The organism is Desulfovulcanus ferrireducens (genome assembly GCF_018704065.1).
In the GTDB taxonomy this organism is placed as follows: Bacteria; Desulfobacterota; Desulfovibrionia; order Desulfovibrionales; family Desulfonatronovibrionaceae; genus Desulfovulcanus; species Desulfovulcanus ferrireducens.
Genome location: NZ_JAGUQP010000022.1, coordinates 6,615 through 30,691 on the forward strand (window position 1 = coordinate 6,615; position 24,077 = coordinate 30,691).

At 46.5% G+C, this 24,077-nt stretch carries 20 protein-coding genes and 2 tRNA genes; 11 read left to right on the forward strand and 11 right to left on the reverse strand.

Annotation, left to right across the window (positions count from 1 at the left end):
* Positions 1-13: 13 nt before the first annotated feature.
* Positions 14-5,125: a cadherin-like domain-containing protein gene (locus KFV02_RS08480; protein WP_252381113.1), complete on the forward strand. Its 5,112-nt coding sequence runs from the start codon at positions 14-16 to the stop codon at positions 5,123-5,125.
* 104 nt (positions 5,126-5,229) lie between these two features.
* Complete coding sequence (locus tag KFV02_RS08485) at positions 5,230-6,543, forward strand: HlyD family type I secretion periplasmic adaptor subunit (protein WP_252381114.1); 1,314 nt, start codon at positions 5,230-5,232, stop codon at positions 6,541-6,543.
* 588 nt (positions 6,544-7,131) lie between these two features.
* Here KFV02_RS08485 and KFV02_RS08490 read toward each other — a convergent pair.
* The 6 genes from KFV02_RS08490 to KFV02_RS08515 form a co-directional block, all read right to left on the reverse strand.
* Positions 7,132-7,208 (reverse strand) — tRNA-Asp (locus KFV02_RS08490).
* Between the two features lie 11 nt (positions 7,209-7,219).
* Positions 7,220-7,295, reverse strand: a tRNA-Val gene (locus KFV02_RS08495).
* A 67-nt stretch (positions 7,296-7,362) separates the two neighbouring features.
* Positions 7,363-8,130 carry a glycosyltransferase family 2 protein gene (locus tag KFV02_RS08500; protein ID WP_252381115.1) on the reverse strand — a complete coding sequence of 256 codons (768 nt, stop codon included), beginning with the start codon at positions 8,128-8,130 and terminating at the stop codon, positions 7,363-7,365.
* A 2-nt stretch (positions 8,131-8,132) separates the two neighbouring features.
* Complete coding sequence (locus KFV02_RS08505) at positions 8,133-9,311, reverse strand: DegT/DnrJ/EryC1/StrS family aminotransferase (RefSeq protein WP_252381116.1); 1,179 nt, start codon at positions 9,309-9,311, stop codon at positions 8,133-8,135.
* A 55-nt stretch (positions 9,312-9,366) separates the two neighbouring features.
* On the reverse strand, positions 9,367-10,029 hold the full coding sequence (gene tmk, locus KFV02_RS08510) for a dTMP kinase (RefSeq protein WP_252381117.1): 663 nt from the start codon (positions 10,027-10,029) through the stop codon (positions 9,367-9,369).
* On the reverse strand, positions 10,005-11,039 hold the full coding sequence (locus tag KFV02_RS08515; RefSeq protein WP_252381118.1) for a 3'-5' exoribonuclease YhaM family protein: 1,035 nt from the start codon (positions 11,037-11,039) through the stop codon (positions 10,005-10,007). The genes tmk and KFV02_RS08515 overlap by 25 nt, the downstream gene beginning before the upstream one ends.
* A 140-nt stretch (positions 11,040-11,179) precedes the next feature.
* Here KFV02_RS08515 and surE point away from each other — a divergent pair, with 140 nt between their 5' ends.
* The 3 genes from surE to gap all read left to right on the forward strand — a co-directional run bounded on the left by surE (position 11,180) and on the right by gap (position 14,052).
* The gene (surE, locus tag KFV02_RS08520; protein WP_252381143.1) at positions 11,180-11,941 is read left to right on the forward strand and encodes a 5'/3'-nucleotidase SurE; all 762 of its coding nucleotides are present in this window, start codon (positions 11,180-11,182) and stop codon (positions 11,939-11,941) included.
* A 52-nt stretch (positions 11,942-11,993) separates the two neighbouring features.
* Complete coding sequence (gene fba, locus KFV02_RS08525; protein ID WP_252381119.1) at positions 11,994-12,923, forward strand: class II fructose-1,6-bisphosphate aldolase; 930 nt, start codon at positions 11,994-11,996, stop codon at positions 12,921-12,923.
* A gap of 130 nt (positions 12,924-13,053) precedes the next feature.
* Positions 13,054-14,052 (forward strand): type I glyceraldehyde-3-phosphate dehydrogenase, encoded by a 999-nt coding sequence (gap, locus tag KFV02_RS08530; protein ID WP_252381120.1) that lies wholly within the window; start codon positions 13,054-13,056, stop codon positions 14,050-14,052.
* A 78-nt stretch (positions 14,053-14,130) separates the two neighbouring features.
* Here gap and KFV02_RS08535 read toward each other — a convergent pair whose 3' ends face one another.
* The 5 genes from KFV02_RS08535 to KFV02_RS08555 form a co-directional block, all read right to left on the reverse strand.
* A complete protein-coding gene (locus tag KFV02_RS08535) occupies positions 14,131-15,084 on the reverse strand; it encodes a tetratricopeptide repeat protein (protein ID WP_252381121.1) in 954 nt (317 codons plus the stop codon).
* A 403-nt stretch (positions 15,085-15,487) separates the two neighbouring features.
* Complete coding sequence (locus KFV02_RS08540; protein ID WP_252381122.1) at positions 15,488-16,234, reverse strand: hypothetical protein; 747 nt, start codon at positions 16,232-16,234, stop codon at positions 15,488-15,490.
* A 58-nt stretch (positions 16,235-16,292) separates the two neighbouring features.
* Positions 16,293-16,925, reverse strand: coding sequence for an isoamylase early set domain-containing protein (locus tag KFV02_RS08545; protein ID WP_252381123.1), 633 nt, complete (start codon positions 16,923-16,925; stop codon positions 16,293-16,295).
* Positions 16,926-16,928: 3 nt separating this feature from the next.
* A complete protein-coding gene (locus tag KFV02_RS08550; RefSeq protein WP_252381124.1) occupies positions 16,929-17,480 on the reverse strand; it encodes an RNA polymerase sigma factor in 552 nt (183 codons plus the stop codon).
* A gap of 226 nt (positions 17,481-17,706) precedes the next feature.
* Entirely contained in the window at positions 17,707-18,537 is an 831-nt protein-coding gene (locus KFV02_RS08555; RefSeq protein ID WP_252381125.1) for a hypothetical protein, read from the reverse strand.
* A gap of 546 nt (positions 18,538-19,083) precedes the next feature.
* Here KFV02_RS08555 and KFV02_RS08560 point away from each other — a divergent pair.
* The 6 genes from KFV02_RS08560 to KFV02_RS08585 are packed head-to-tail and all read left to right on the forward strand — an operon-like array spanning position 19,084 to position 24,049.
* The gene (locus KFV02_RS08560; RefSeq protein ID WP_252381126.1) at positions 19,084-20,769 is read left to right on the forward strand and encodes a sensor histidine kinase; all 1,686 of its coding nucleotides are present in this window, start codon (positions 19,084-19,086) and stop codon (positions 20,767-20,769) included.
* An 11-nt stretch (positions 20,770-20,780) separates the two neighbouring features.
* Entirely contained in the window at positions 20,781-21,215 is a 435-nt protein-coding gene (locus tag KFV02_RS08565) for a response regulator (RefSeq protein ID WP_252381127.1), read from the forward strand.
* A gap of 4 nt (positions 21,216-21,219) precedes the next feature.
* Entirely contained in the window at positions 21,220-21,636 is a 417-nt protein-coding gene (locus KFV02_RS08570; RefSeq protein WP_252381128.1) for a response regulator, read from the forward strand.
* Entirely contained in the window at positions 21,626-22,045 is a 420-nt protein-coding gene (locus KFV02_RS08575) for a response regulator (RefSeq protein ID WP_353617325.1), read from the forward strand. Before KFV02_RS08570 ends, KFV02_RS08575 begins: the two co-directional genes overlap by 11 nt.
* 48 nt (positions 22,046-22,093) lie before the next feature.
* A complete protein-coding gene (locus KFV02_RS08580) occupies positions 22,094-23,341 on the forward strand; it encodes a sulfite exporter TauE/SafE family protein (RefSeq protein ID WP_252381129.1) in 1,248 nt (415 codons plus the stop codon).
* A 3-nt stretch (positions 23,342-23,344) separates the two neighbouring features.
* On the forward strand, positions 23,345-24,049 hold the full coding sequence (locus KFV02_RS08585; protein ID WP_252381130.1) for a hypothetical protein: 705 nt from the start codon (positions 23,345-23,347) through the stop codon (positions 24,047-24,049).
* The last annotated feature ends 28 nt before the right edge of the window (positions 24,050-24,077 follow it).

Consider the following 24,077-nt stretch of genomic DNA (forward strand, 5'->3'; position numbering starts at 1 on the left):
CATCGGCAACGAGTTGAATAACGTAATCCGGGGCAACTCTGCGGCCAATGTTCTCACAGGTTTGGCTGGTGACGATACTATTTACGGTAATTCCGGTAATGACTCCCTGTTTGGTGGTACAGGCAATGATTACCTTAACGGTGGATATGGTGCTGACGCCATGAGCGGCGGCACTGGCAACGATACCTATATCGTTGATCATAGCAGCGATGTGGTTACCGAGCTTGCCGATGAGGGTATTGATATTGTCCATTCCAGCGTCAGCCATACCCTATCGGATAATGTCGAGAACCTGACCCTGACCGGCTACGGCTATATCAACGGTACCGGTAACACTCTGGACAACGTGATCATCGGCAACACCCGCAACAATACCCTGAGTGGTTTGGCCGGCAACGATACCCTGATTGGTAACTCCGGCCACGATACTTTGGACGGTGGCACGGGTGCCGATACCATGAGCGGGGGCTACGGCAACGACACCTATGTTGTGGACGATAGCGGCGACGTGGTGAGCGAGTCCTATAATCGGGGCACCGATCATGTACGTTCCAGCATTGACTATACTCTGACCGATAATGTGGAGAACCTCACTCTGACCAGCACAGCCGATATCGACGGCACCGGCAACAATCTCAACAATGTGATCACCGGTAATTCGGGCAGCAACATTCTGGATGGCCGGGGAGGCCACGATACCATTTATGGTAATGCGGGCGACGATACCCTGATTGGCGGTGACGGTAACGACCGGCTGTACGCCGGGGACGGTGCCGACCAACTCTTCGGCAATGCGGGCAGCGATACCCTGGACGGCGGCAGCGGTGTGGATACCATGGTCGGCGGCACCGGTGACGATACCTATATTGTTGACGCGACCAGCGATGTGGTGGTCGAAAACGTTGGCGAGGGAGTTGATCTTGTCCAATCCTCTGCCACCTATACCCTGAGCGATAACGTGGAGAACCTGACCCTGACCGGTTCCGCCTCGATCAACGGCACCGGCAACGAGTTGAATAACGTAATCCGGGGCAACTCTGCGGCCAATGTTCTCACAGGTTTGGCTGGTGACGATACTATTTACGGTAATTCCGGTAATGACTCCCTGCTCGGCGGTGATGGCCTCGACTATCTCGACGGCGGCACCGGTGCCGACGCCATGAGCGGCGGTACTGACGATGACACCTATATCGTTGACAACGCGGATGACACCGTAACCGAGCTTGTGGGCGAGGGTACGGACACCGTCCGTTCCAGTGTTAGCTATACCCTGAGCGATAACGTGGAGAATCTGACCCTGACTGGCTCCGCCTCGATCAGCGGCACGGGCAACGAGTTGGATAACGTGCTTACAGGCAACAGCGGCAGCAATATCTTGAGTGGTCTTGCAGGCAACGACACCTTGTTGGGTAATTCCGGCCCCGATACTTTAGACGGAGGCAGTGGTGCCGATATCATGAGCGGCGGCTACGGCAGCGATACCTATGTGGTGGACGACGCCGGCGACGTGGTCAACGAATCCTACAATGCAGGCACCGACCATGTGCACGCTGGCATCGACTACACCCTGGGTGAAAATGTCGAGAATCTGACCTTGACCGGGACGGCGGATTTGAACGGTATCGGCAATAATCTCAATAACGTGATCACCGGTAATGTGGGCAATAACGTGCTTGACGGCGGTAGCGGCGCCGACACTCTGATCGGCGGAGCCGGTGACGATACCTATATGATCGATAACTCAGCGGACGCCATTGTCGAGTTGTTTGACGGCGGTATCGATACAGTACATTCCAGCGCCAGCTTTACCATAAGCGACAACATCGAGAACCTTTACCTTACCGGTACAGCATCTATAAATGGTACCGGCAATGATGTAGATAATCTTATTGTCGGTAATAACGGTAACAATACTCTCTCCGGCAAGGGAGGCAGCGACACCATCTATGGTGGTAATGGCAACGATGTCCTGAACGGTGGAGATGGCGTTGACCGGTTGTTTGGCGAGAGCGGCAACGACACCATTAACGGTGGCACCGGTGCCGACATGATGACGGGCGGGATTGGTGATGATATCTATGTTGTCGATGATGCGGGAGACATGGTCATTGAGAATGCAGGTGAAGGCATTGATACCGTTTGGGCCGGTCTTGATTACACATTGGGAGATCACGTTGAAAATCTGGTTCTGACCGGTAACACTGCTATAAACGGCACTGGTGACGAATTCGGCAATGTGATCTCCGGCAATGATGGATCCAACGTCCTGAATGGTCTAGCAGGCGACGACACTTTGATCGGCAACGGCGGCGACGATACGTTGATTGGCGGCTTGGACGCCGACATCATGCAAGGCGGCATTGGCAACGACACTTATGTAGTGGACGATGCCGGTGATACGGTTGTTGAGGCTGCCAATGCCGGTAGAGACACCGTTCAGGCGAGTATCGACTATACCTTGACCGACAATGTCGAAAACCTGACCCTGACCGGCACGGCTAACCTTAAAGGTACCGGCAACGCACTGTCTAATACCATCACCGGGAATGAAGATGCCAACATCATTGACGGCGGCATGGGGGCCGATACCATGGTTGGCGGGAGCGGCGACGATACTTATCTGGTCGATAATACGGCTGATGCGGTGATTGAAGCGGCCGATGCCGGGACAGACACCGTCCTGGCGAGTATCGACCATACCTTGGCCGCCAATGTCGAAAACCTGGTATTAACCGGTACTGGTGAACTTGCCGGGACCGGCAACGCCATGGATAACGCCCTCACCGGCAACAGTGGGTCTAATATTCTTGCCGGTGAAGATGGCAACGACCTCCTTGATGGCGGTTTGGATGGTGATACCCTGGTTGGCGGCAGTGGTGATGATACCTATGTCGTCGATAACGCGGGCGATACCGTAGTGGAATCAAGCGGGCAAGGAATCGACACCGTGCTGGCGAACGTCAGCCACACTCTCAACGCCAACGTAGAGAATCTGGAACTCACAGGCGAGGATGACATCAACGGGACCGGCAACGACTCGGATAATGTCATCATCGGTAATAGTGGCGGCAATATCCTTGCCGGTGGCGGTGGTAACGATTACCTCGATGGCAGTCATGGCGCTGATACCTTGGCAGGCGGCGGAGGTAACGACTTTCTCGAAGGTGGCTTGGGCGACGATATTCTACAGGGCGGGGCGGGTGACGACCGCTACGTTTTTCAACTCGGTGATGGTAATGACCGTATCGTGGATGACCTGGGACAAAATACCCTCTACGTGGGCAGCGGCCTGACCGAGTTCGACCTGAAGGCGGACCGGGTGGGCAACGACATGTTCGTGCAGGTTCTCGGCACCACCGATACCTTTGTGCTGGCGGACGGGTTTCTGCAGACCGGGGAAGGTCTCAACACCATGGAATTCGACGACGGCACGGTGCTTGACCGTACCGGTATCGAGATGCTGATGAATCGTCCGCCAGTGGCAAACCTCGACCAGATTACTGCATATGAGGACGGCGGTCCGCTGGTTTTCTCGACAAGCCATCTTCTGGCCAACGATACCGACCCAAATCCTTGGGATGTGCTCACGGTGACATCCGTCGGGGCATCGGAAACGGGTGTATCGGTTTCCCTGGAAAACGGTGAAATTACCTACGACATTGGCGACGGCTTCCAGTCGTTGGCCGAGGGTGAGGTAGCGCACGACCGCTTTGCCTACACCATAAGCGATATCAAGGGGGCAACCGCCAACGGGATAGTGGAAGTGGACATTGTTGGCGTCAATGATATTCCGGTTGTCCAAGATGCTGAGCCGATTTTTCTTAAAGGGGTTCTTACGGCCAACGGCACCGTGGATGCATCTGATGTGGACGGCGATACCCTCTCCTACTCTGTGAGCGGCGCACCGGAACACGGTATACTGAGCATCGATGAGCAAGGCAGCTGGCTTTACACCGCCAAGGACGGTTATTACGGTGCTGACCGTGCTACCATTACCGTGGACGATGGCAATGGCGGCATGGTCACAACCTCGCTCGACTTCACGGTGAATGTTTACGAGGAGGGTGACTGGATCATCAATGGCGACGGGCCGGATGGCATCCAGCTTAAAGGGGTGAGCAAGGATGACCTGCAGCTTTCCAGGATCGATAATGATCTGTTCGTCGCCATCCGGGAACGCGGCTCCATTACCATGCGTGGCTACTTTGCTGCTCCGGAAAACGGCGTCAAGCTGATGGATACCCTGGAGGGGCCGCTGCATCTCACCAAGGACCAGATTTGCGAAATGGAGACTGGCTCGCGTTGGAGGCGGAGACCTGTCGAGTTCGGCGAATGGGGCGCCAAAAACCTGATCCACGGCACCGACTCCAGCGACCGTATTTTCGGGGCCGATCAAAACGATGTTCTCTTTGGGGGGGATGGCCACGATACCATGAAAGGCCATTGCGGCGACGACTCCCTGTTCGGCGGCTTTGGCCATGACCTGCTTTATGGCCAGTGGGGGACGGACACCCTCTATGGCGACAGCGGCGATGATATTCTTTTGGGCGGCTCCGGTAACGATGTCCTCGTTGGTGGAGATGGCAATGATCGCCTAAAAGGTGGCAGCGGTGATGATTGGCTCTGGGGTAACCAAGGTCGTGACAGGCTGTATGGCGGTAAAGGTAACGACAAGCTCACGGGTTCGCAGGGGAACGATCTTCTTAAAGGCGGCGCCGGGGATGACATCTATTATTTTGAACGCGGTGACGGCCTGGATATTATCCGGGAGGATCACGGCGGTTATGGAAAACACTGCCATAAACATGGCGACAATGACACGGTTAAGTTTGGAGAAGGAATCGTCAGGGATGATATCTCTGTTTTCATGAAAGGCAGCACCCTTTTTCTTCAATATGGAAACGATGATATCGTCACGGTCAGGAACCCAAAAAACAAGAAGAAAAGGATCGAACGGTTTGAACTTTCAGACGGCGCATACCTAACCGATACCGACATCAATCAGATCATCCAGGAAATAAGTGCCTTTGCGGTGAACGAGGGGATCGACATGAATTCTGCCAACGATGTCCGGCAGAGTGAACAACTCATGAATATAGTCGTCAATTCCTGGAATTATGCATAAATAGGCGTTCAGTCATCAGCTTGCAGCTTTCCTTTATCTTGTTGTTGGCTTACTGAATACTGACCTTTGACCACTGTTCGCTTGCAAGGAAAAAAACACCAGTTATGCAGAGCTCATCATCTGACGACAGCCACGAATTCAAACCGTTATTGGTCGAAATTGAGGATAGGCCATTAAACCCTCTGGGCAGGACTGTTTTCTGGGTTATCATCGCGGCGCTTGTCTTTTTTACGATTTGGATGTTTTTCGGCAAGGTGGACGTCGTCGTTACAGCAAGGGGCAAGGTCATTCCCGACGGCGAGGTGAAAATACTCCAGCCGCTCACCACCGGCGTGGTCAGCGGTATCCTCGTGAAACCGGGGGATTTTGTACAAAAGGGCCAAGTGCTCATGGAAATAGACCCTTCCGACATCGAACCTGAACTTGAATCGATGAAGGCCAATCTCAAGCAACTCGAACTAGAAATATTGAGACTGGAATGCACTCTGGCGCATAAACCGTTCGCTCCTGATGTCTCTAAATATGATGAGTCAATAATAAAGGTGCAAAACGAAATTTATTATTCCACCATAAAGCGACTGCAAAAACAACTTTGCGTTAAGGCCGAGGAGTTGAAACAGGTCGAGGAACAGTTAGAATCAGTGAAAACTACAAGGGCACAAGACGTCTATCTTTTAAATCTTAGCCAGGACAGGCTAAACAGGCTCAAGGAGGTAAAAGATATCCTCAGCAAGGATGAATACGACAAGGCGGAAAGCGATTATAAAGATAATGAGAAGAGTGTTAAAACGGCTGGTCATAAAATTAACGAGTTGGTTGCTGCTAGGGCCCGTATTTTTAAGGAGATTGATTTTATTAAAGAGGATGAAAGAAACAAACTTCTTACAGAACTTGTCGAGAAACGTAAAAAATATAAATACTTACGGGCGAATATGGATAAGGCGGCATATATCAGCGCCAGACAGCAGATCGTCACGCCGGTCAACGGCTATGTGAATAAATTATTTATTCATACCATAGGTGGCGTGGTAACCCCAGCGGAAAAACTTGTTTCGATAGTGCCGGCAAACTCGCCGCTGGTAATCAAGGCCTTGGTGAGGAATAAGGACATAGGTTTCGTATCAGTCGGCATGAATGTAAGTATAAAAATAGACACCTTCAGTTTTCAGAAATACGGACTGCTCAAGGGGACGGTTAAGCATGTTTCCAGGGATAGCATTGAAGACGAAAACCTCGGTCTAGTTTACGAAGTATATATAAATCCGTCAGAGACATCTTTGCTGGTTGAGGGTGTTGAGACTCCAATTACCACTGGTATGAGTCTAACTGCCGAGATAAAAGTCGGTAAACGGCGGGTCATAGAGTTTTTCATCTACCCGCTGATCAAGTACCTTGATGAAGGGATAAGTGTGCGATGAGTTATTACCAGTCACAGAGAGAACGGAAATCAGATTTTTTTTTCATCAGACCTTCGTAGTTCATTAAATGTAACACCCTACCAATTTTGAAAGCGTTCAGCTATCAGCTGACAGCTGTTTCTGACTGTTTTTCTTAATAAGTTTCACTGGAAACTCCATAAGATAGTTATTTGCTATTTCCGCGCAAACTATTCCAGGGACCGACGGGGCTACTTTGTGCCGTTTAAGTAGTAGACCACCCTGATTTTTGACCTCCTGTTAGTTTACTATCCATCTGATCATCAATCAAAAATTTCACCAAGCCTTGCGTCAGTGTAGCCTAAAGCCAAGTCAGCCAATATTTGGCTACTAGCCTTTGCTTTTGCCTATTATTTCAAAACTAGTAAAGTGGTAGGTAGTCCTGTTTTCTGCTTCAGGTAGTCAGGTAAAATAGGTGTAGTTTGGAGAGTAATTGAAAAAATGATGATAGCAAAGGGATAAAAAAGGTAATTTGCGGCAAATTTGCGACACTAAAGGGGAGAAATTTTGAGAAAATCAAAAAATAAGGGCTCAGGGAATTTCCCTAAGCCCTTGATTTTGTTGTTTTTATGGCGGAGCCGACGAGACTCGAACTCGCGACCTCCGGCGTGACAGGCCGGCGTTATAACCATCTTAACTACGGCTCCGCTTAAAACCGTGGTGGGCGGAACAGGGCTCGAACCTGTGACCCTCGGCTTGTAAGGCCGATGCTCTCCCAACTGAGCTATCCGCCCCCGCCCAACGGAGAATGTCTATTTATAGGTCTCAAGTTTGTTTGTCAACAATTTTTTTTTAAAAATTTTAATTTTGGGTTTCATTTTTGTTTGTGTGGAGTTCAGCCAGACGAATATACTTGTGAAAGGCGTAAAAGAAAGAATTTATGGCCAGAATGAATCCGGCCTGTCCGTCCAGAAAGCCTCTTTTTAAGATATAGAGCTTTAAAAATCTGCCCAGACCATGTCCCAGGGCCTTGAGCAGGGATGTTGTTTTCCCCTGGGCGAACATCTCTTCAGCTGCCACTTGTGTGTAATAGTTAATCTTGTCCATGTGTTCCTTAAGATTTTTGTATGGATAGTGAATGATGTCACCGCGAAGCTTTCTGGTTTTTCCTCTGGTACGGAATCCGTAATGAGGTCCTGATGTATGGATATAAGTCTTTTCCAGAAGAAAGACTCGCAGCAGATAATCCGGGTACCATCCGCTGTGGCGGATAAAGCGGTCAAAATAAAAAGAGGTGCGCGGACAGTAGAAAGCGGTATAATCTTCTGGCCTTTGCAAAGCCGCGACTATTTCCTGCCGGAGCCTGGGCGAGAGAATTTCATCCTGGTCCAGGGAGACAACCCATGGGGTGTTGATGTGCTTAAAGGCAAATTCGAATTGCTTGGCCGGCCCCGGCCAGGGATTAACAATGACTCTAGCGTCGCATTCTCGGGCAATGGCCACTGTTTGGTCAGTACTTTCCGAGTCCACAACCAGGATCTCGTCGCAAAAGTTTAGGCTTTTTAGACATTCTTTGAGATGGCGTTGGCCATTAAATGTGAGCACAAGGCCGGTAACCTGGGATGACATAGTCAGTTCGCACCTGCTTTCGTTAAAATGGTTTTTACGGCCAGAATAACATCCTGGACATCCTGCTCGCTTAGCTTGGCAGAGAGAGGAAGGCTGACAGTTTGCCGACCAATACGCATGGCATGCGGGTAGTCTTCTGGTTCCCAGCCAAATCTTTTCTGATAATAAGGGTGTTCCGGAATGCTTAAATAGTGGACCCCGGTGCCTATATTGTGGCCATGCATGGCCTTGAGAAATTCATCGCGGGTTATACCGGTTTTTTCTTCATCTATTAAAATAGTATACAAATGATAGCCGTGTCTGGTTTCTGGTTCTGGGTCTGCAGGCAGGGTCAGTGGCAAGTTTTCCAGAGCTTTATTGTATGTGTGCCAGATAGATTGCCTCTTGAGCCAGTTTTCTTCCACCCGTTTTAGTTGGTGTAGACCTATGGCTGCCTGTAGGTCCATCATGTTGTATTTAAATCCTGCTTCTGTAACCAGGTAGTGTTTATATCCTTCATCTGAAAACCTGCGCCAGGCGTCGCTGCTCATGCCATGCAGAGCCAGCACTTTTATCCTGGCAGCGTATTCTTCCTTTTGGGTGAGAACCATCCCCCCTTCACCAGTGACTACGTTTTTGGTCACATAAAAGCTAAAACAGCCAAAATCACCAAACGTACCACAGGGAGTGCCTTTGTATTCGGATTCAATTGCATGAGCGCAGTCTTCAATCACCATCAGGTCAAATTTTTCAGCCAAATCCATTATGGCTTCCATCTCGCATGGCCGGCCTGCAAAATGGACTGGCAGGATAGCCTTGGTTTTGGAGGTTATTTTGGAAGCTATTTGCTCAGGATCGATATTCATGCTTTCGGGGTCGACGTCTGCCAGAACCGGAGTGGCTCCGCTATGGATAATGGCGTTTATTGTGGCGCAAAAGGTCAGGGGGGTGGTAATGATCTCGTCTCCAGGGCCGATACCGGCGGCAATAAGGCTTAAATGCAGTGCAGCAGTACATGAATTTAGAGCTACAGAATAAGAAGCCTGTTTATATTTTTTAAAATTTTCTTCAAATTTTGCTACTTTGGGGCCGGTGCCCAGCCAGCCAGTTTTTAAGCAGTGCACAACTTCGGCAATTTCATCTTCTTCAATCAAAGGTGCACCAAAGACCAAAAAATTATCTTTTGAGCGAATTGGTTGCATGTTTCTCCTTTACTTATGAGTGACTAAAGTAAACTAAATTTTTTAAGTTGGAGCTTCAAATCTGATTTGATACGCCCTCTACTCTTTTCTCTTCAAAGCTTGTCACTTTATTAAGGATCTGTGTAAAAATTTCGTCAATCTCGCCAGTGGCGTCCACTATCACAAACCTGTTTTTATTAAGCGCGGCCCAGGTCAGGTAGCCTTCCCGGACCCTGTTGTGAAATTTAATACTCTCCGCCTCGAATCGGCCCTCATCTTTTGTCAGTTTTTTTTGAATGTTTCTGGTCACGGCCCGTTTCAAACCAATTTCTACTGGCAAATCAAGAAGAATTGTCAGGTCGGGCCATAAGTCTTTAGTGGCAATTTCATTAAAAGAATGCAAAGTTTGAGGGTCCAGCCCTCTGCCATAGCCCTGGTAGACAATGGTCGAGTCAGCATATCGATCGGAAATGACAATCTGCCCCCTGGCAAGAGCCGGGCGGATAACCTGTTCGACATGCTGGGCCCGGTCAGCCAGATAAAGAAAAAGTTCTGCCTCTTTGGTCAGGTCCTGACTTTCCATGGATAACAAAATCTTGCGCAGGGTTTTGCCTAACCTGCTCCCTCCGGGCTCTAACGTAACGAGAACATCTTTACCCTGAGACTCAAAATATTCTTTTAGCTTGTTCACCTGGGTGGTTTTCCCACATCCTTCTATGCCTTCAAAGGTAATAAACATCGATTTGTCCTTTTTTCTTTATTTTTTGGGGAGTTAGGCTCTTTTGGAGTACGCAGTGGCCGATACACGGGCCTGGCCAGGGAGCGGTTATAATCTGACCAATAAGGGGTGTTACTATCATCTTCGCCCAAAGGTTCAAGAGCCTGATCTATGGTGTTCATCTTTGCATCCAGGTTGTCCGCATAGTGGAGGACAAACGCCTCGTGAGTTTTAGGCCGTTTGGGAGAACCAAATTCGAGTTCCCCATGATGGCTGATAATAATGTGCTTGAGATGGAGGATGAGTTCAGGGTGAACGTCACCCAGTTTTTTTAAATGTGGTTCCAGGATCTCCAGGCCCAAAAAGATATGCCCCAGAAGCTTGCCTTGATCTGTGTATTCGCGGCTTAACCCCGGGCTAATTTCAAAGGCCTTGCCCAAGTCATGTAAAGCGGCGGCTAAAACAAGAATTTCCCGATCCAACCCCGGATATAAATCACAGATGGAAAGGCAGATTTTGCATACGCTCAAAGTGTGTTCCAGAAGCCCGCCCACATAGGCATGGTGGATAGATTTTCCACCCGGGGCATTGAGCAGGGCCTCCTTGATTTCAGGATTGGAAAAGATTTTTTTGCTAAGTCTCTTCCAGGCTGGAAAACTAAGCTCCTGTTTCAAAAGCTGGCAAAGTTGGGTATAAAGTTCTTCAGGTGGTGTTTTACTCGCCGGCACAAAACTGGCCAGGTCTACCTGGTCTAAATCAAGGAACTCCATCTGCTCAACATTGATTTGCAAGGTATCGCCAAAGAGTTGGACATTGCCTCGGACAAAGACAAATTGTTCGGGTTTTAAGTCCGGAAAGTTCTGACTTAACGGGCTCCAGATTCGGGCCTGTATCTGCCCTGTTTTGTCCTGAAAGGATAATTGCCAGTAAGGACCGTTTTTCGCCTGGGCCAGTCTGGCCGTGGTAATAACGAATATATCCGCTATTTGCTGGCCTTGCTTTAAGTCTTGTACATATATTTTTTTCTTCATCTTCTGTTGCCAATCCTTGAGTCCTGAGTTAATTGCGCATCAGATTCTATTGTTAAAAATCTGAGATTAGCTTAATCAAGCATGGATTAGGAAGCAAGCAATAAAAACTATGTAACCAGGAATTCGTTATTATGAAAAAAATGGACATTCTCTTGACCAATGATGATGGTATCCATGCCGTCGGTCTCAGATGTCTGTACCGGTCACTGACTCAGGCCGGGCATAATGTTTGTGTGGTGGCGCCGCTTACAGAACAAAGTGCAGTGGGTCACTCCGTAACTATTTTTTCTCCTGTGCGGGTAAAGGAAATAAAAGAAGACGGTTTCCGGGGGTTAGGGCTTTCCGGGACACCCGTGGACTGTGTAAAATGGGCAGTAAGCCATTATTTATCCAGCCGGCCAGACTTGATAATTTCAGGGATAAATAACGGGGCCAACGTAGGAGTAGATGTAATTTATTCCGGAACTGTTTCAGCGGCTACTGAAGGGGCACTGGTAGGTCTGTCCGCTTTGGCTGTTTCTGTTGATAATTTTTCTCCCCAGGACCTGACAGATCAGGCAGAGTGGGTATCCAGGTTTGTGGCCAAATTTTCTTGGACTAGCCTGCCTGAGCGTTGTGTATTAAATTTGAATTTTCCAGCCATAGACCTTGATGAATGCGCAGGGTTAAAAGTTTGTCCGCAAACAGATGTTGCGTATAAGGACTTTTATGATCATCGCCAGGACCCCAGGGGGCGTTCCTATTTCTGGCTGGGGGGAGAGATACCCATGCACAAGGTGCAGGAAAATACAGATCGTTATCTTCTCTCAAAAGGTTATATTACTCTGACTCCTTTAAGATTTGATTTGACTAACTGGGAACTATTAAAGGAGTTGGAGAAGTGGAGTATAAATGAAGGATGAACGGCCGAGTTAGGTTAGGCGGTGCGAAATTTTTTAACAAGGAGGAAAGATTATGCCATTAACATCTCCCAAGGAAATGTTTGCCCGGGCCTATAAAGAGGGTTTTGCTGTTGGTGCTTTTAATGTGAATAATATGGAGATCATCCAGGGTATTATTATGGCTGGAGAGGAAGAAAGGTCTCCTCTTATCCTGCAGGTTTCTGCAGGGGCACGTAAATATGCTGGCCAGAATTATATAATTAAATTGGTGGAGGCTGCTTTAGAGGAGACTGATCTGCCTATTGTTTTGCACCTGGACCACGGACAAAATTTTGAAATTTGTAAGGAAGTTATTGATGCGGGGTTTACTTCGGTGATGATTGATGGTTCTCATCTACCCTTTGAAGAGAATATCGCATTGACCCGGCAGGTGGTTGAATACGCCCATGACAAAGGGGTATGGGTCGAGGCCGAATTGGGTCGTTTGGCTGGAGTTGAGGATGAAGTCAGCTCAGAAGAAAGTATTTATACTGATCCAGATGAAGCCGTGGAGTTTGTGGAGCGCACTGGATGTGATTCTTTGGCCATTGCCATTGGAACCAGCCATGGAGCCTATAAGTTCAAGGGAGAACCGAAATTAGATTTTGAACGTCTGGAAAAGATTTCCAGCATGCTGCCAGGATTCCCCCTGGTTTTGCACGGAGCTTCATCCGTGCTGCCTGAGTTTGTCGAGATGTGTAATCAATATGGCGGCGATGTGGCTGGCGCAAAGGGAGTACCGGAAGAGCTTTTGCGCAAAGCTGCCAGCATGGGTATATGCAAGATTAATATTGATACGGATATTCGTTTGGCCATGACAGCGGTCATTCGCAAATACCTCAAGGAGAATCCAGGTGTATTTGATCCGCGTAAATATTTGGGGGCTGCCAGACAGGCTGTTAAAGATATGGTTCAACATAAAATAAAGCATGTACTTGGTTCATCCAATAAGGTAGATGGGTAATGGGGAGATGGGTAGATGAGTGGGTGGATGGTTTTGTTGGTGTTTTTGATTTTGCTGGCCGACAACCATATCTGTTTATATCCCATAAACTCGTTTACCCATTAACCCATAAACTCAAATGGAGGTAAGCATGGCTTTGAGAATTGGCATCAATGGATTTGGTCGGATTGGACGCTATATGGCCAGGTTGTTGGCTGGTAATAAGGAGCTGGAGTTGGTCATGGTAAATGCCAGGGCCGATAACAACACCCTTGCCCATTTGCTCAAATATGATTCTGTGCATGGCCGGTTTAGCGGCCAGGTAAAGGCCAATGAAGAAGGTTTTATTTTAGAGGGTAATCAGGTCTATGTAACCAGAAAGGCGCCAGGAGAATGGGTCTGGGGAGATTACGGCATAGATATTCTTTTAGAGACTACTGGCAAATTTCGGGATAGAGAAAGCTGTGAAAAACATTTGGCTTGTGGTGCCAAAAAGGTGGTTATTAGTGCGCCAGGAAAAGATCCTGACGTTACCATTGTTATGGGCGTTAATGATCATGAGTACAAGCCGGAATATAAGATTATCTCCAACGCCTCATGTACTACCAATTGCCTGGCCCCGGCAGTTAAAGTTATTCATGAAAATTTTGGCATTAAGCACGGTGTAATGACCACTGTTCATTCGTACACTATGAGCCAAAGGATTTTGGACGGCTCACACAAAGATCTGCGCCGGGCCCGTGCCGCAGCCATGTCCATGATTCCAACTACAACTGGAGCGGCCAAGGCAGTGACCAAAGTGATCCCGGAACTCGAAGGGAAACTGGATGGAATGGCCGTGCGTGTTCCCACCCCCAATGTTTCCTTGGTGGACTTTGTAGCTGAAGTGGAAAAGAAGACCACGGCGGAAGAGGTTAATGCGGTTTTAAAAGCTGCCGCGGAAGGCCCGCTTAATGGTCCTCTGGGTTATACTGAGGAGCCTTTGGTGTCTATTGATTTTAACGGGAGCATACATGGAGGGGTGGTTGATGCCCTGTGCACCAGGGTTATGGACGAGACCATGATTAAATTGATTGTCTGGTATGATAACGAGGCAGGTTTTTCTAATCAGCTTCTCAGGCTGGTCAAAATGATAGCTAAAGATATGTAAGAAGCAGTCCCGCTTGTCAGCGGGACTGCTTCTTTATTGCTGCCTACAAGACAATAAAACTTAGTCCTATAAATCAGCTTATTTCCGTAAAGTAACAAAGGAAATAGATTCGTTAAGAAAATATGTTTTATTTTCGAACCTAACACGCTCAGCCCTGCCAAAGCCATCGTATGTGAGGCGAGCCGGATCAATATCCGGAAAATTTTTCAATAAAAAGTCTTTCACAGCCTTTGCTCTTGCCTTTGCCAGAACAGGATCTCCTTTTTTATACCCTATGATCTTCAGGACAATTTTTTTATTGATGCTCAAGATGCCGCCAAGAACTTTCAATGAAGGTTTTGCTTCGAGAAGGATATTGTCGGTGCCGGGTGTAAAAGAAATGTTTTTCAGAGTAACCCGCCGGTAACCAATGGTGAAGTTGCGATATGAGAAGTCGCCGAGGGCGTTAAGATGATCCACGGCCTGCAACGCCCATCTTCCTCTCGGGTAATACTTTAAGTATTTTTTCCATGCATTGATTTCCTCAACTGGTTTATTCAATTTTTTGAGTGCCAATCCTCGATTATAGAGAGCTTCTGGATTGTACGGATCGTTTTTTAACACCCCGTCATATTCTTTCAGGGCTGCTTCCCACTGACCACTATCCAAAAGGTTGTGGGCAAGATAAAGCCTGGCTGGGACGTGGTCTTTGTTCAGCTTGAGAGCTTGCCGGTAGCTTTTGCGTTCATTTTCAAAATCTCTGACTGCCCAATAGGCAACTCCAAGCCAAAAATGATAATCTGCCTTGTCTGGAGCAAGTTGTACGGCGCGGCGCAAATAGGGCAGAGCCTTGTCTGGTTTTTCCTGGGCAAGGTAAAAACGACCTATGTAATAATTTGCCTCGTGGTTTTCCGGGTCTTCCTGGAGCACTTGTTCAAAAGCGCGGATGCCCTCTTCGTAACGCTCCTCAACGAGAAACCGTTTGCCGTTCGGTAAGCAAGCGCATAGAAGCAAGGTTAAACTGATGACTAATAACTGGAGTCTTTGGCACATACACTTCCTCCTCTTTTTGGGGATGGGTATCTTAAGTTTATTGGCCTTGTCTGCTGGTTTAGTCTTTTTTTAATACAGGAGCCTGTGGCCAAACCTTTTTATCAACTTAATTTCCATAGTTTATTTCAATCCTGGTTTCTTTCATGCTGTATAAGTACCTGGACCTGTTCTCAAAACTTGCTTGCGGACAGAGCATAATGGGATACTTTGGGTAAAAAAATATTCTTTTATTATCGATAGTTATGGTCAGTATCGCAAAATATTTAGCCCATTCATCCCGATGCTCTGTTCTTCCGCAAGTATCACTAAGATTGGGTTACCCAAGCCGTTTGTAATGCATTTCAGAAACCAAGACTTTCAATCAGCGGCTAAAAATGGGGGTTTGGCCACAGACTCAGGAGCACTATTGTGGCGTCTGTGTATTATCAGGCTGCCCCATAGTTGGCCCATGGCGCAGGTTACGACCAGTAAATCCGAGCGAGTTCATAAGGCCTTTGAAATCGTCCTTTTTGCGAATGGTCTGCAATGTTATCTTAGCAATATCCTGGTCTGAAATGCCCCTTTCCCGGGCAGCAGCAATCACCCTGGCGAGATAACGCCACGATGGTGTAAAACATTTGAAACGTAAACCAGTGAAAAGAATTTGTTCAGCGAGCTCCAGATTAAAGTTTATCTGCTTCAATAACGCTAAGTTCTCCACTGCAATAGCAAGCATAGGCAATGAGGCTGAAGGGGCTAACTCGATGAAACGCGCCAACTCAGGGCGAGAAATACCTAAATTGAGACTATCTACCAACACATTAAAGTCTTCACTGGATATTATTTTGTCCGCAGGCTCAGATATTACCCCAAGGAGCAGTTCTTGGACATAGCAATAGTTGTCTATTTCCTGTTGCAGCGCCTGGGCTATGATCCGGGGAGGGACCCTTTTGGCCAGGCCTTCCTCGATTTTGTCCATTAAGTGATTAAGAGGAATTTTTTCTTTTTGTGCAGAAACCAAGGCGTGCAAAAAGAGATTGATGTCTGCCGAAGAAAGTTGATGTGCCGCCCCCAGTGAAAGCACCCGGTTCAAGACAGCCTCTGATACTCCAACTGTGCGCGCCTTGTTTATTAAGTTACTGTTTGCTGCTGGGCTTTGGGCGTAGGTCATGGATGGATTAAGCCACAAAGCTAGTAAAAATACGCACAAAATAGCGAGCAAACTGTTCTTAAATAGAGTTTTCGTGTCCATCGCTGACAAAAATGATAGAGTTTGTATTGCCGAATAGATCTGGTTTGCGAAACGCGGCGTTAGGGTCGGCCACCACCTCTTTATCGTTTACAAGAAAAGCGTATTCGTGGCGGCCTTTAGGGAGTTTAATTTCCAGGACCCAAAAGTCTTTCTCTTTTTCCTTGCGCATTTCGAATCCGGCTGGATTCCATCGGTTGAATGAGCCGATGACGCTGACAGCCTGCGCCTGCGGATAATGCAATATGAACGTGACAGGAACGAGATCCTCGCCTCGTTCGTTTTCGCTGAGAAGATTTTTGTGGCCTGGCAATGTGTTGAAGAGTACAAACAGTATAAGGCCTAGAGAGACCGCTGCAGCAGGCATGAGTTTCACCGGGGAAATGGTTATAGAACGCGGAGAAACAGCCCAAAGGTATAAACGTCGCCATACAGAGAGTTTTTTGGGTTTAAGTGAGCGTAGGACCGTATCGGCCAGATTTGGAGGTGGTTCATGATCGGGCATGTCTCGCAGCATACGGGTGAGGTGGAGCAGTTCCTCCATTTTGTCTTGTTCGTTCAAGTCTTTGCCGGAGATATCTGTTTTGAAGTTATCTGGTAAATTTTTGTTCATCACTCACCCCCCCCCCCCCTTGAGAGATCGGCGAAGCATTTCTAGCCCGCGGCTAACGCGCATTTTGGCGGCGCTGACCGAAATTTGCAGGGCTTGAGCAATGTCTCGCATGGACATCTCTTCACGGTAGCGCAAAATGATCGCCTCGCGGTACTTTAGCGGCATCCCGACAAGGGCTTTTTCTATCTGCTGGAAATCCAAGCTGTCGTTCATACTGTCCTGCTGGTCTGACAAATGGCTTAATTCAGGCAGCTTCTCAGAGTTCTCCTCAGAATATAGGTGGCGTTTGTTTTTGCGTATTAAATCTTTAGCATGGTTTATCCCCACTGCATACAACCAGGGGAAAAATTTTTTTCCAGGCTGAAAATGCTCCAACTTTTCATAAGCCTTGATAAAGGCTTCTTGCGTCAGCTCTGCAGCTTCATCAAGGGATCCTGACATCCGATACATGAGGTTAAAAATAGGTTTTTGATATCTTTTAACGAGGATACCGAATGCATTGGTATCCCCTTTTAAAACTCGGTTGATTATGCGCTGTTCGTCAGAGGCATCCATAAGTTGAGAATAATTAATTCGCTATATGCTAACTATAAGTTTCAGAGAGAATTTTGCTGTTTTATTTATAGCAAAAATAAATCTGGGTTGCTTGAATTAGTAAGCCCCATTTCTCTTGAACCTTGCGAAATATAATCTCATTAATATTTAATCTTTCGAAGGTAAAGGAAATGGGGCGGATTAATAATACTTGCGACTTAATTATAGAGTTGTAGCCTCTACAGAGTTAGCGATGGCCTCCACCACCGTGGCCGCCGCCACCTCCGCTACCTCCGCCGCTACCACCTCCGCTACTTCCCCCGCCGTGTCCACCACCGTGGCCGCTTTCATGGGAGGAGCCAAGGCCATGTCCTGTTCCGCCAGCACTATGTGATGATCGTGAACCAATGTTTGAGCTTCCCAGGCCAATACCTTCGCTACCTGAATCCATTTTAGATAGGCCATGTTTGGAAAATTCGCCCTTTAAGTCGCGGGAAGTAGCTTCCATACGTTCTCCGACCATTTCGCGCGTCCGTTCCCGTATTTGGAGTTCAGTTTCTTCTCCTTTGTTCCTAACACGTGCCTGTACCTGCACGGGTTCGTTTTTTTGGTGTCCAAGCCCCAGAAGACCGGGATGCAGCCCTAACTCCTGGGCTATTTGGCCCCATCCCAGACCTGCTTCACGCATTGCAGCGATATCTTCGGGATTAACACCGGCAATGTTGGCAAGATTTTGTTCCATGGTCTTTTGGGCTTCACTTTGGCGCTGGCGAGCCTGCTCGATCGCCTCTGTATCTCCCGACATTTCAGCCTGTTCCAGCTCCGAACTTGCCTCTTGGACCTGTTCCAGGGCGGTTGTTAACTCTGCAACCGGGTCAACTTCTGTTTCGGTGGCGACACTAACTTCTGTGTCTGTGGTGGTGACGGCTGTATCAGTGGTAACGCTAACTGCTGTGTCTGTGGTTACAGCTGTGTCTTCCGCCTGCACCCTGGTTCCGGCCAAAAGCAAGATCAAGCCGGCCAAAAAAAGTATGCCAGTTACTAACGAAGCTTTCATGGTGAATGATTTTGCAAACATGTAGTCCCCCTTTTTTTAATTAAAGATTAAACCTGAGCCACTAGAACGGCCGTTCTTTTTACTTTTACTTATATATACGAACCAACTGCGCAAAAAGTCACAAAAAAAATTGAAATTTGGAAAAGATGTTGTTTTTGTGTGGTCCCAAAAAAACCTATGTCCCCTAATCCGAGCGGTGAATTGCCAGTATTATTCACCTTTCTCCTACTTCAATACCTCTATGGTCTCTTGGCGAAAACAAATGGCTAGTAGAAAATGGTAATTTTAACGGAAGATGAAAGCCGTCCTTCAGCTCTGACAAGCAGAGAGGCAGGTTAGCTGCGGTTTATCTTTTGAGTGAGCAATGCTCTGCTTGTCCATTTTTTTTTACAAAGTGTAAAATATTCTGACACAAAAAAACACAAATTATTTTTTTCATCCCAAAATTTTTAGAAAAAAACTGGTTTTTCAAAAGGTTAGGTCTTTTATTTTTGGCATGGCTATTGCCTAATAATTGTGAGGGCTTCGCTCCATATTTAAGTATATCTGACAAGAGAAAGTTATTGTATGCAGGAACAAATTATTCATGATGAAAATTACTATCGTAGTCTGACCAGAAATATGGTCATATTAATTATTGTGGCTGCTTTTACTCCTCTAATTTTGATTAATGGTATTATTGGATATAAATTTAATACATCCTATAAAGAAAAAGTCATAGCTCATTTAAAAGAGATGGTGGAAAAACATAAACAAAGTATTGATTCGTTTTTGAATGAAAAGTTATCTGATATTTTGGTTTTATCTGAATCATATTCATACGATAAGTTTTCAAAAAATGAATTTTTAGCGAGAAAATTACACATATTAAAACAAGAATACGGACAAGTGTTTGTAGACTTGGGAGTTGTAAATGAGCAAGGGATACAAATGGCTTATGCTGGCCCTTTTAGACTGGCCAGGGCAGATTATTCTAAGGCTAAGTGGTTTAAGGAAGTTTTAATAAATAAATTTTATATTAGCGATGTATTTTTAGGTCTTAGGGGACTTCCACATTTTATTATCGCCGTTCTAAAGGAGGAAAATGGTCAAAAGTGGATTTTACGAGCCACAATTGATTTCGTAGCTTTTAATAATTTGGTGGGGAATATTCGCATTGGTAAAACAGGATTGGCCTATATTTTAAATAGACAGGGAGAGTTTCAGACCAAGCCGCGGGTAACTCTGTCTTTTGATCAAGAGTTTTACAGAACATTAGTGTCCCATGTCCGCGCGGAGAATCTGGTTTATTTTCATCATATTAAAAATGAGATGGGTGATGAAACCATCTATCTTTTGACGCCTTTAAAAAAAGGTAATTGGGTCCTGGTTTTTCAGCAGGCTGATGCCGATGCCTTTTCAGATCTCTATCAGACCAGAAATATCTCTCTGCTACTTCTAGCCATTGGCGGATGCTCTATTGTATTTATTGCCATTTTTTTATCCCGAAAAATGGTCAAACAGATCCGCAAAGCAGACCTGGAAAAGGAGATGACGAATGAGCAGGTTATCGAGGCTGGTAAGTTGGCTTCTTTGGGAGAACTGGCTGCCGGTATTGCCCATGAGATAAATAATCCTGTGGCTATAATGGTTGAGGAGGCGGGTTGGATTGAGGATCTTTTAGAAGACGAAGACTTTAAACAGAGTGAGAACCTGGAAGAGTTTATACGAGCTTTGAAGCAGATCAAAACCCAAGGGGCCAGATGCAAAGAGATTACGCACAAGCTCTTGAGTTTTGCGCGCAAGATAGATTCGAGGGTGCAAAGCCTGCAAATCAACGATTTAATAGACGAAGTCGTTGCACTGTCTGAGAAAAGGGCCAGGTATAATTGTGTGCAGATTGAAACCAGACTCACTCCTGCCCTGCCTAAAATTAATGCTTCGCCTTCGGAGATGCAGCAGGTTCTTTTAAATTTGATAAACAATTCTCTTGATGCCATTGAGCCTAAAAAAGGAGGCAAGATCAGCATTACCAGCAGACGCGAGGGAGACTACGTGGTTATAGCCGTGGCTGACACCGGAAAGGGAATTCCCAAGGCCAATTTGCAGCGTATTTTTGAACCTTTTTTTACGACCAAGCCCGTGGGTAAGGGCACGGGCCTGGGCCTGTCCATTTGCTACGGGATAATTAAAAAAATGGGTGGTGAAATTACGGTTAACAGTGCCGTAGGTGTAGGCACAACATTTCATATAAAGATACCAATAAACAAATAGGAGGGATGGATATGGCCATTAACTTGCTTTTAGTCGATGATGAAGAAGGCTTTGTGACCACCATGACTAAAAGGTTGGCTAGAAGGGGGTTTCAGGTGGAATCTGCCCTTAGCGGTCAAGAAGCTTTAGAAAAGATTAAGAGAATGCCTTTGATAGATGTGGTAATTCTGGATGTAAAGATGCCAGGCATGGATGGCATCGAGACCCTGCGAGAAATCAAAAAAGAATTTCCCTTGGTGGAAGTGATCATGCTGACCGGTCATGCCACAGTAGAATCAGCAATTGAGGGCATGAAATTGGGTGCTTTTGATTACTTAATGAAGCCGTCTGATCTGGATCAGCTTATAGCCAAGATCGAGGAGGCAAAAGACAAAAAATTAAAACACGAACAAAAGATTATTGATGCTCATATGAAGGAAATTACATCCAGAAAATCGTGGGATTAAAGCCATGCAAAAAAATGATAAAGACACCCTTCATATTCTTCTTGTAGATGATGAGCAGGGGTTTGTGGACGTTTTATCAAAAAGGCTAGCCCGCAGGGGAATAAGCGTCCGTAAGGCTTTAAGCGGGACAGAAGGTATACAGGCCTTGCGCAAACAGGATTTTGACCTGGCTGTGCTGGACCTGAAAATGGAAGATATGGATGGGCTAGAAGTTTTGAAAATATTTAAAAAAATGGCTCCGGGTATGCCAGTGATCATGCTCACCGGACATGGTTCAGAACAGGCTGCCCGTGAAGGATTGGCTTTAGGTGCTTTTGATTACTTAATGAAGCCATGTGCTTTTGAGGAATTGATAAGCAAAGTCCGCTCAGCAACCAGGAACAAAGCCGCTGAGAAAGATGGGGAGGAGAATGATGTCTAAATTTTCTATCCTGATCGTAGATGATGAAAAGGATTTTCTCGACACCCTGACCAAGAGGCTTCGGCGCAGAAATTTTGATGTTCAAGGAGTGACCAGCGGTGAGCAGGCCCTGGAATATTTGACTAATGATCCCATGGATATTGTGATTTTGGACGTTAAGATGCCCGGTATGGATGGCATCTCTGTTTTACGGGAGATAAAAAGGTGCTTTCCCCTGGTGGAAGTGTTCATGCTTACTGGCCATGCCAGTCTTGAAGCTGCAGTAGAGGGTATGAAACTGGGAGCGTTTGATTATTTGCTAAAGCCTGTGGGCCTGGATGAGCTCTTGTTTAAAATGGAGGATGCCTATCAAAAAAAGATTTTACAGGAAAATAGCAAGGTGGGAGGGGGATGTGTGGCAACTTGGTAAATAGTGAATGGTATTAATTGTAGACTATCAAGAGGAGGAAAATAGAAGATGAAAAGACTTTATCAGGGACTTATGGCTGCGGCCAAGGCTCATGCCAGGTGGGACTATGAGACTTCTATGAATATATTAAAGGACAAAAGAAAACTGTGTATTCTGGGCATAATGCTTTTACCCATCATCCTGGGGTCCATTGCTTTTGCCACTGACCTGCCGACTGTTTTGGGTGGCAAAAAGGCTTATGCCCCTGCTTTTTATACGCCATTCATTTTTTTGGTATCTATTCTCATTGGCCTTTGTGCCGGTCTTATTACCGGCTGCATTGGCGCTGGAGGTGGATTTATTATTACCCCTGCCTTGATGAGTGCTGGTATCAAAGGAATATTGGCCGTGGGCACAGACCTTTTTCATATTTTTGCCAAAGCCATTATGGGTACAGCTGTACACAAAAAATTAGGCAATGTATCCGTTGGGCTGGCAGTGGCCTTTTTAGCTGGCTCCATTGGCGGAGTTTTAGGGGGGGGAATTTTAAACAGGTTTATTTATGAACTCAATCCGCTCTTAAGTGATGTGTTTATCAGTATTGTCTATGTTCTTTTGCTTGGATTCTTGGGCAGTTATGCCATGATTGACTTTTTAAAATCGCGTAAAAGCGATATTGGTGGGGATGTGCATGGCGGTCCTTCTACTGAGCCTGGGCTACCAGCCAGGTTGCAAAAGGCCCATATCCCCCCCATGATCACTTTTGATGAGGATTTAGTTCCCGGAGGCAAGAAGATTTCCGCCTGGTTTGTGGCCATGTGCGGATCTATTGTTGGTTTTGTGGCCGCGATTATGGGTGTTGGGGGTGGCTTCCTAACCTTCCCCATGTTTGTCTATATCCTGGGGGTGTCTTCTTTTACTACCGTAGGCACGGATATCCTACAGATTATCTTTACTGCCGGATTTGCTTCTATCAGCCAGTATGCTATTTATGGTTTTATTTTCTATACCTTGGCTATGGGCATGCTCCTAGGCTCTCTTTTGGGTATTCAGATCGGAGCTTTGACTACTAAAGTGGTCAAAGGCGTCTATATCCGCGGCTTCTACGCATTGGCCATTCTTTCAGGGTTCGTGAACCGTCTTTTTGCCTTACCTGGAAAATTGGGAGAAATGAAGATTATCCCAATATCTCCAGGCACAGCTGAGACATTGACCATGATCGGTAATTGGGGGTTCTTTGTGGTCATCTCAATTTTTGCCATCTGGGTTATCGGAACATTTTTCAAAAAAATAAAAGTACTACGCGGGGAGGCATAACTCATGTTAATTAAAGATAAAAAGCATTTTAAGCTAGGATTAACTTTATTGGTGTTCTTTTTTGCGGTGCTCTATTATATGTTTACACCCTCTTTTAATGGTCAAAATGCCTTTCATGCCTCGGACAACCTGTTTAATACCATTGCCAAGGGCTCGACCAATTATTTTCCCCAGTTAAGAGATATGAACAAGCCATTTTCGGGGCATAAGATTGATGTGACTATAACTCTAACTGATGAACTAAGTAATAAGGCCCAGGTTATGTTATCCAGGATTGGCGTGGAAAGCCAGGCCAGAGGGCAGGAGTTAAATGTCCGGGGAGATCTGGGCAGGCTCATTGAACAGGTTTTAGAAGACGCTCAGAATATGTTTGCCAACAACGACCAGGCAGTGAAAGCGAAATATACTTTGAATGGAAAAGAAACCTTGTATATCTGGTGGAAGCTGCTTAAAGAACTCGATAAGGAACTTAAGCTGCAAAAAGATTTTAAGGCCGCAAAATTAATCTCAGAAGTGGTCAAGCGGGGCGTGGAAGTAGGATATAATTTTTATGGGATCCAGGCTCGAAGTGCAAAGGAAAAGGCCGGAGTCCTGACTTTTGCCCTGATTTTTTATGTGATCTATACGTTGTGGTTTGGGTATGGTATCTTCTTTGTTTTTGAAGGGATGGGACTTGAGATGAGTTCAGGGGCTAAAAAAGAAGTCTAGTTTTTTTAAAACGTAGAAGAGTCTGTGG

Coding starts and splice junctions, on each gene's coding strand:
- KFV02_RS08485 (WP_252381114.1), top strand. CDS start 5,230: ATGCAGAGCTCATCATCTGACGACAGCCACGAATTCAAACCGTTATTG.
- KFV02_RS08500 (WP_252381115.1), bottom strand. CDS start 8,130: ATGTCATCCCAGGTTACCGGCCTTGTGCTCACATTTAATGGCCAACGC.
- KFV02_RS08505 (WP_252381116.1), bottom strand. CDS start 9,311: ATGCAACCAATTCGCTCAAAAGATAATTTTTTGGTCTTTGGTGCACCT.
- tmk (WP_252381117.1), bottom strand. CDS start 10,029: ATGTTTATTACCTTTGAAGGCATAGAAGGATGTGGGAAAACCACCCAG.
- KFV02_RS08515 (WP_252381118.1), bottom strand. CDS start 11,039: ATGAAGAAAAAAATATATGTACAAGACTTAAAGCAAGGCCAGCAAATA.
- surE (WP_252381143.1), top strand. CDS start 11,180: ATGGACATTCTCTTGACCAATGATGATGGTATCCATGCCGTCGGTCTC.
- fba (WP_252381119.1), top strand. CDS start 11,994: ATGCCATTAACATCTCCCAAGGAAATGTTTGCCCGGGCCTATAAAGAG.
- gap (WP_252381120.1), top strand. CDS start 13,054: ATGGCTTTGAGAATTGGCATCAATGGATTTGGTCGGATTGGACGCTAT.
- KFV02_RS08535 (WP_252381121.1), bottom strand. CDS start 15,084: ATGTGCCAAAGACTCCAGTTATTAGTCATCAGTTTAACCTTGCTTCTA.
- KFV02_RS08540 (WP_252381122.1), bottom strand. CDS start 16,234: ATGACCTACGCCCAAAGCCCAGCAGCAAACAGTAACTTAATAAACAAG.
- KFV02_RS08545 (WP_252381123.1), bottom strand. CDS start 16,925: ATGAACAAAAATTTACCAGATAACTTCAAAACAGATATCTCCGGCAAA.
- KFV02_RS08550 (WP_252381124.1), bottom strand. CDS start 17,480: ATGGATGCCTCTGACGAACAGCGCATAATCAACCGAGTTTTAAAAGGG.
- KFV02_RS08555 (WP_252381125.1), bottom strand. CDS start 18,537: ATGTTTGCAAAATCATTCACCATGAAAGCTTCGTTAGTAACTGGCATA.
- KFV02_RS08560 (WP_252381126.1), top strand. CDS start 19,084: ATGCAGGAACAAATTATTCATGATGAAAATTACTATCGTAGTCTGACC.
- KFV02_RS08565 (WP_252381127.1), top strand. CDS start 20,781: ATGGCCATTAACTTGCTTTTAGTCGATGATGAAGAAGGCTTTGTGACC.
- KFV02_RS08570 (WP_252381128.1), top strand. CDS start 21,220: ATGCAAAAAAATGATAAAGACACCCTTCATATTCTTCTTGTAGATGAT.
- KFV02_RS08575 (WP_353617325.1), top strand. CDS start 21,626: ATGATGTCTAAATTTTCTATCCTGATCGTAGATGATGAAAAGGATTTT.
- KFV02_RS08580 (WP_252381129.1), top strand. CDS start 22,094: ATGAAAAGACTTTATCAGGGACTTATGGCTGCGGCCAAGGCTCATGCC.
- KFV02_RS08585 (WP_252381130.1), top strand. CDS start 23,345: ATGTTAATTAAAGATAAAAAGCATTTTAAGCTAGGATTAACTTTATTG.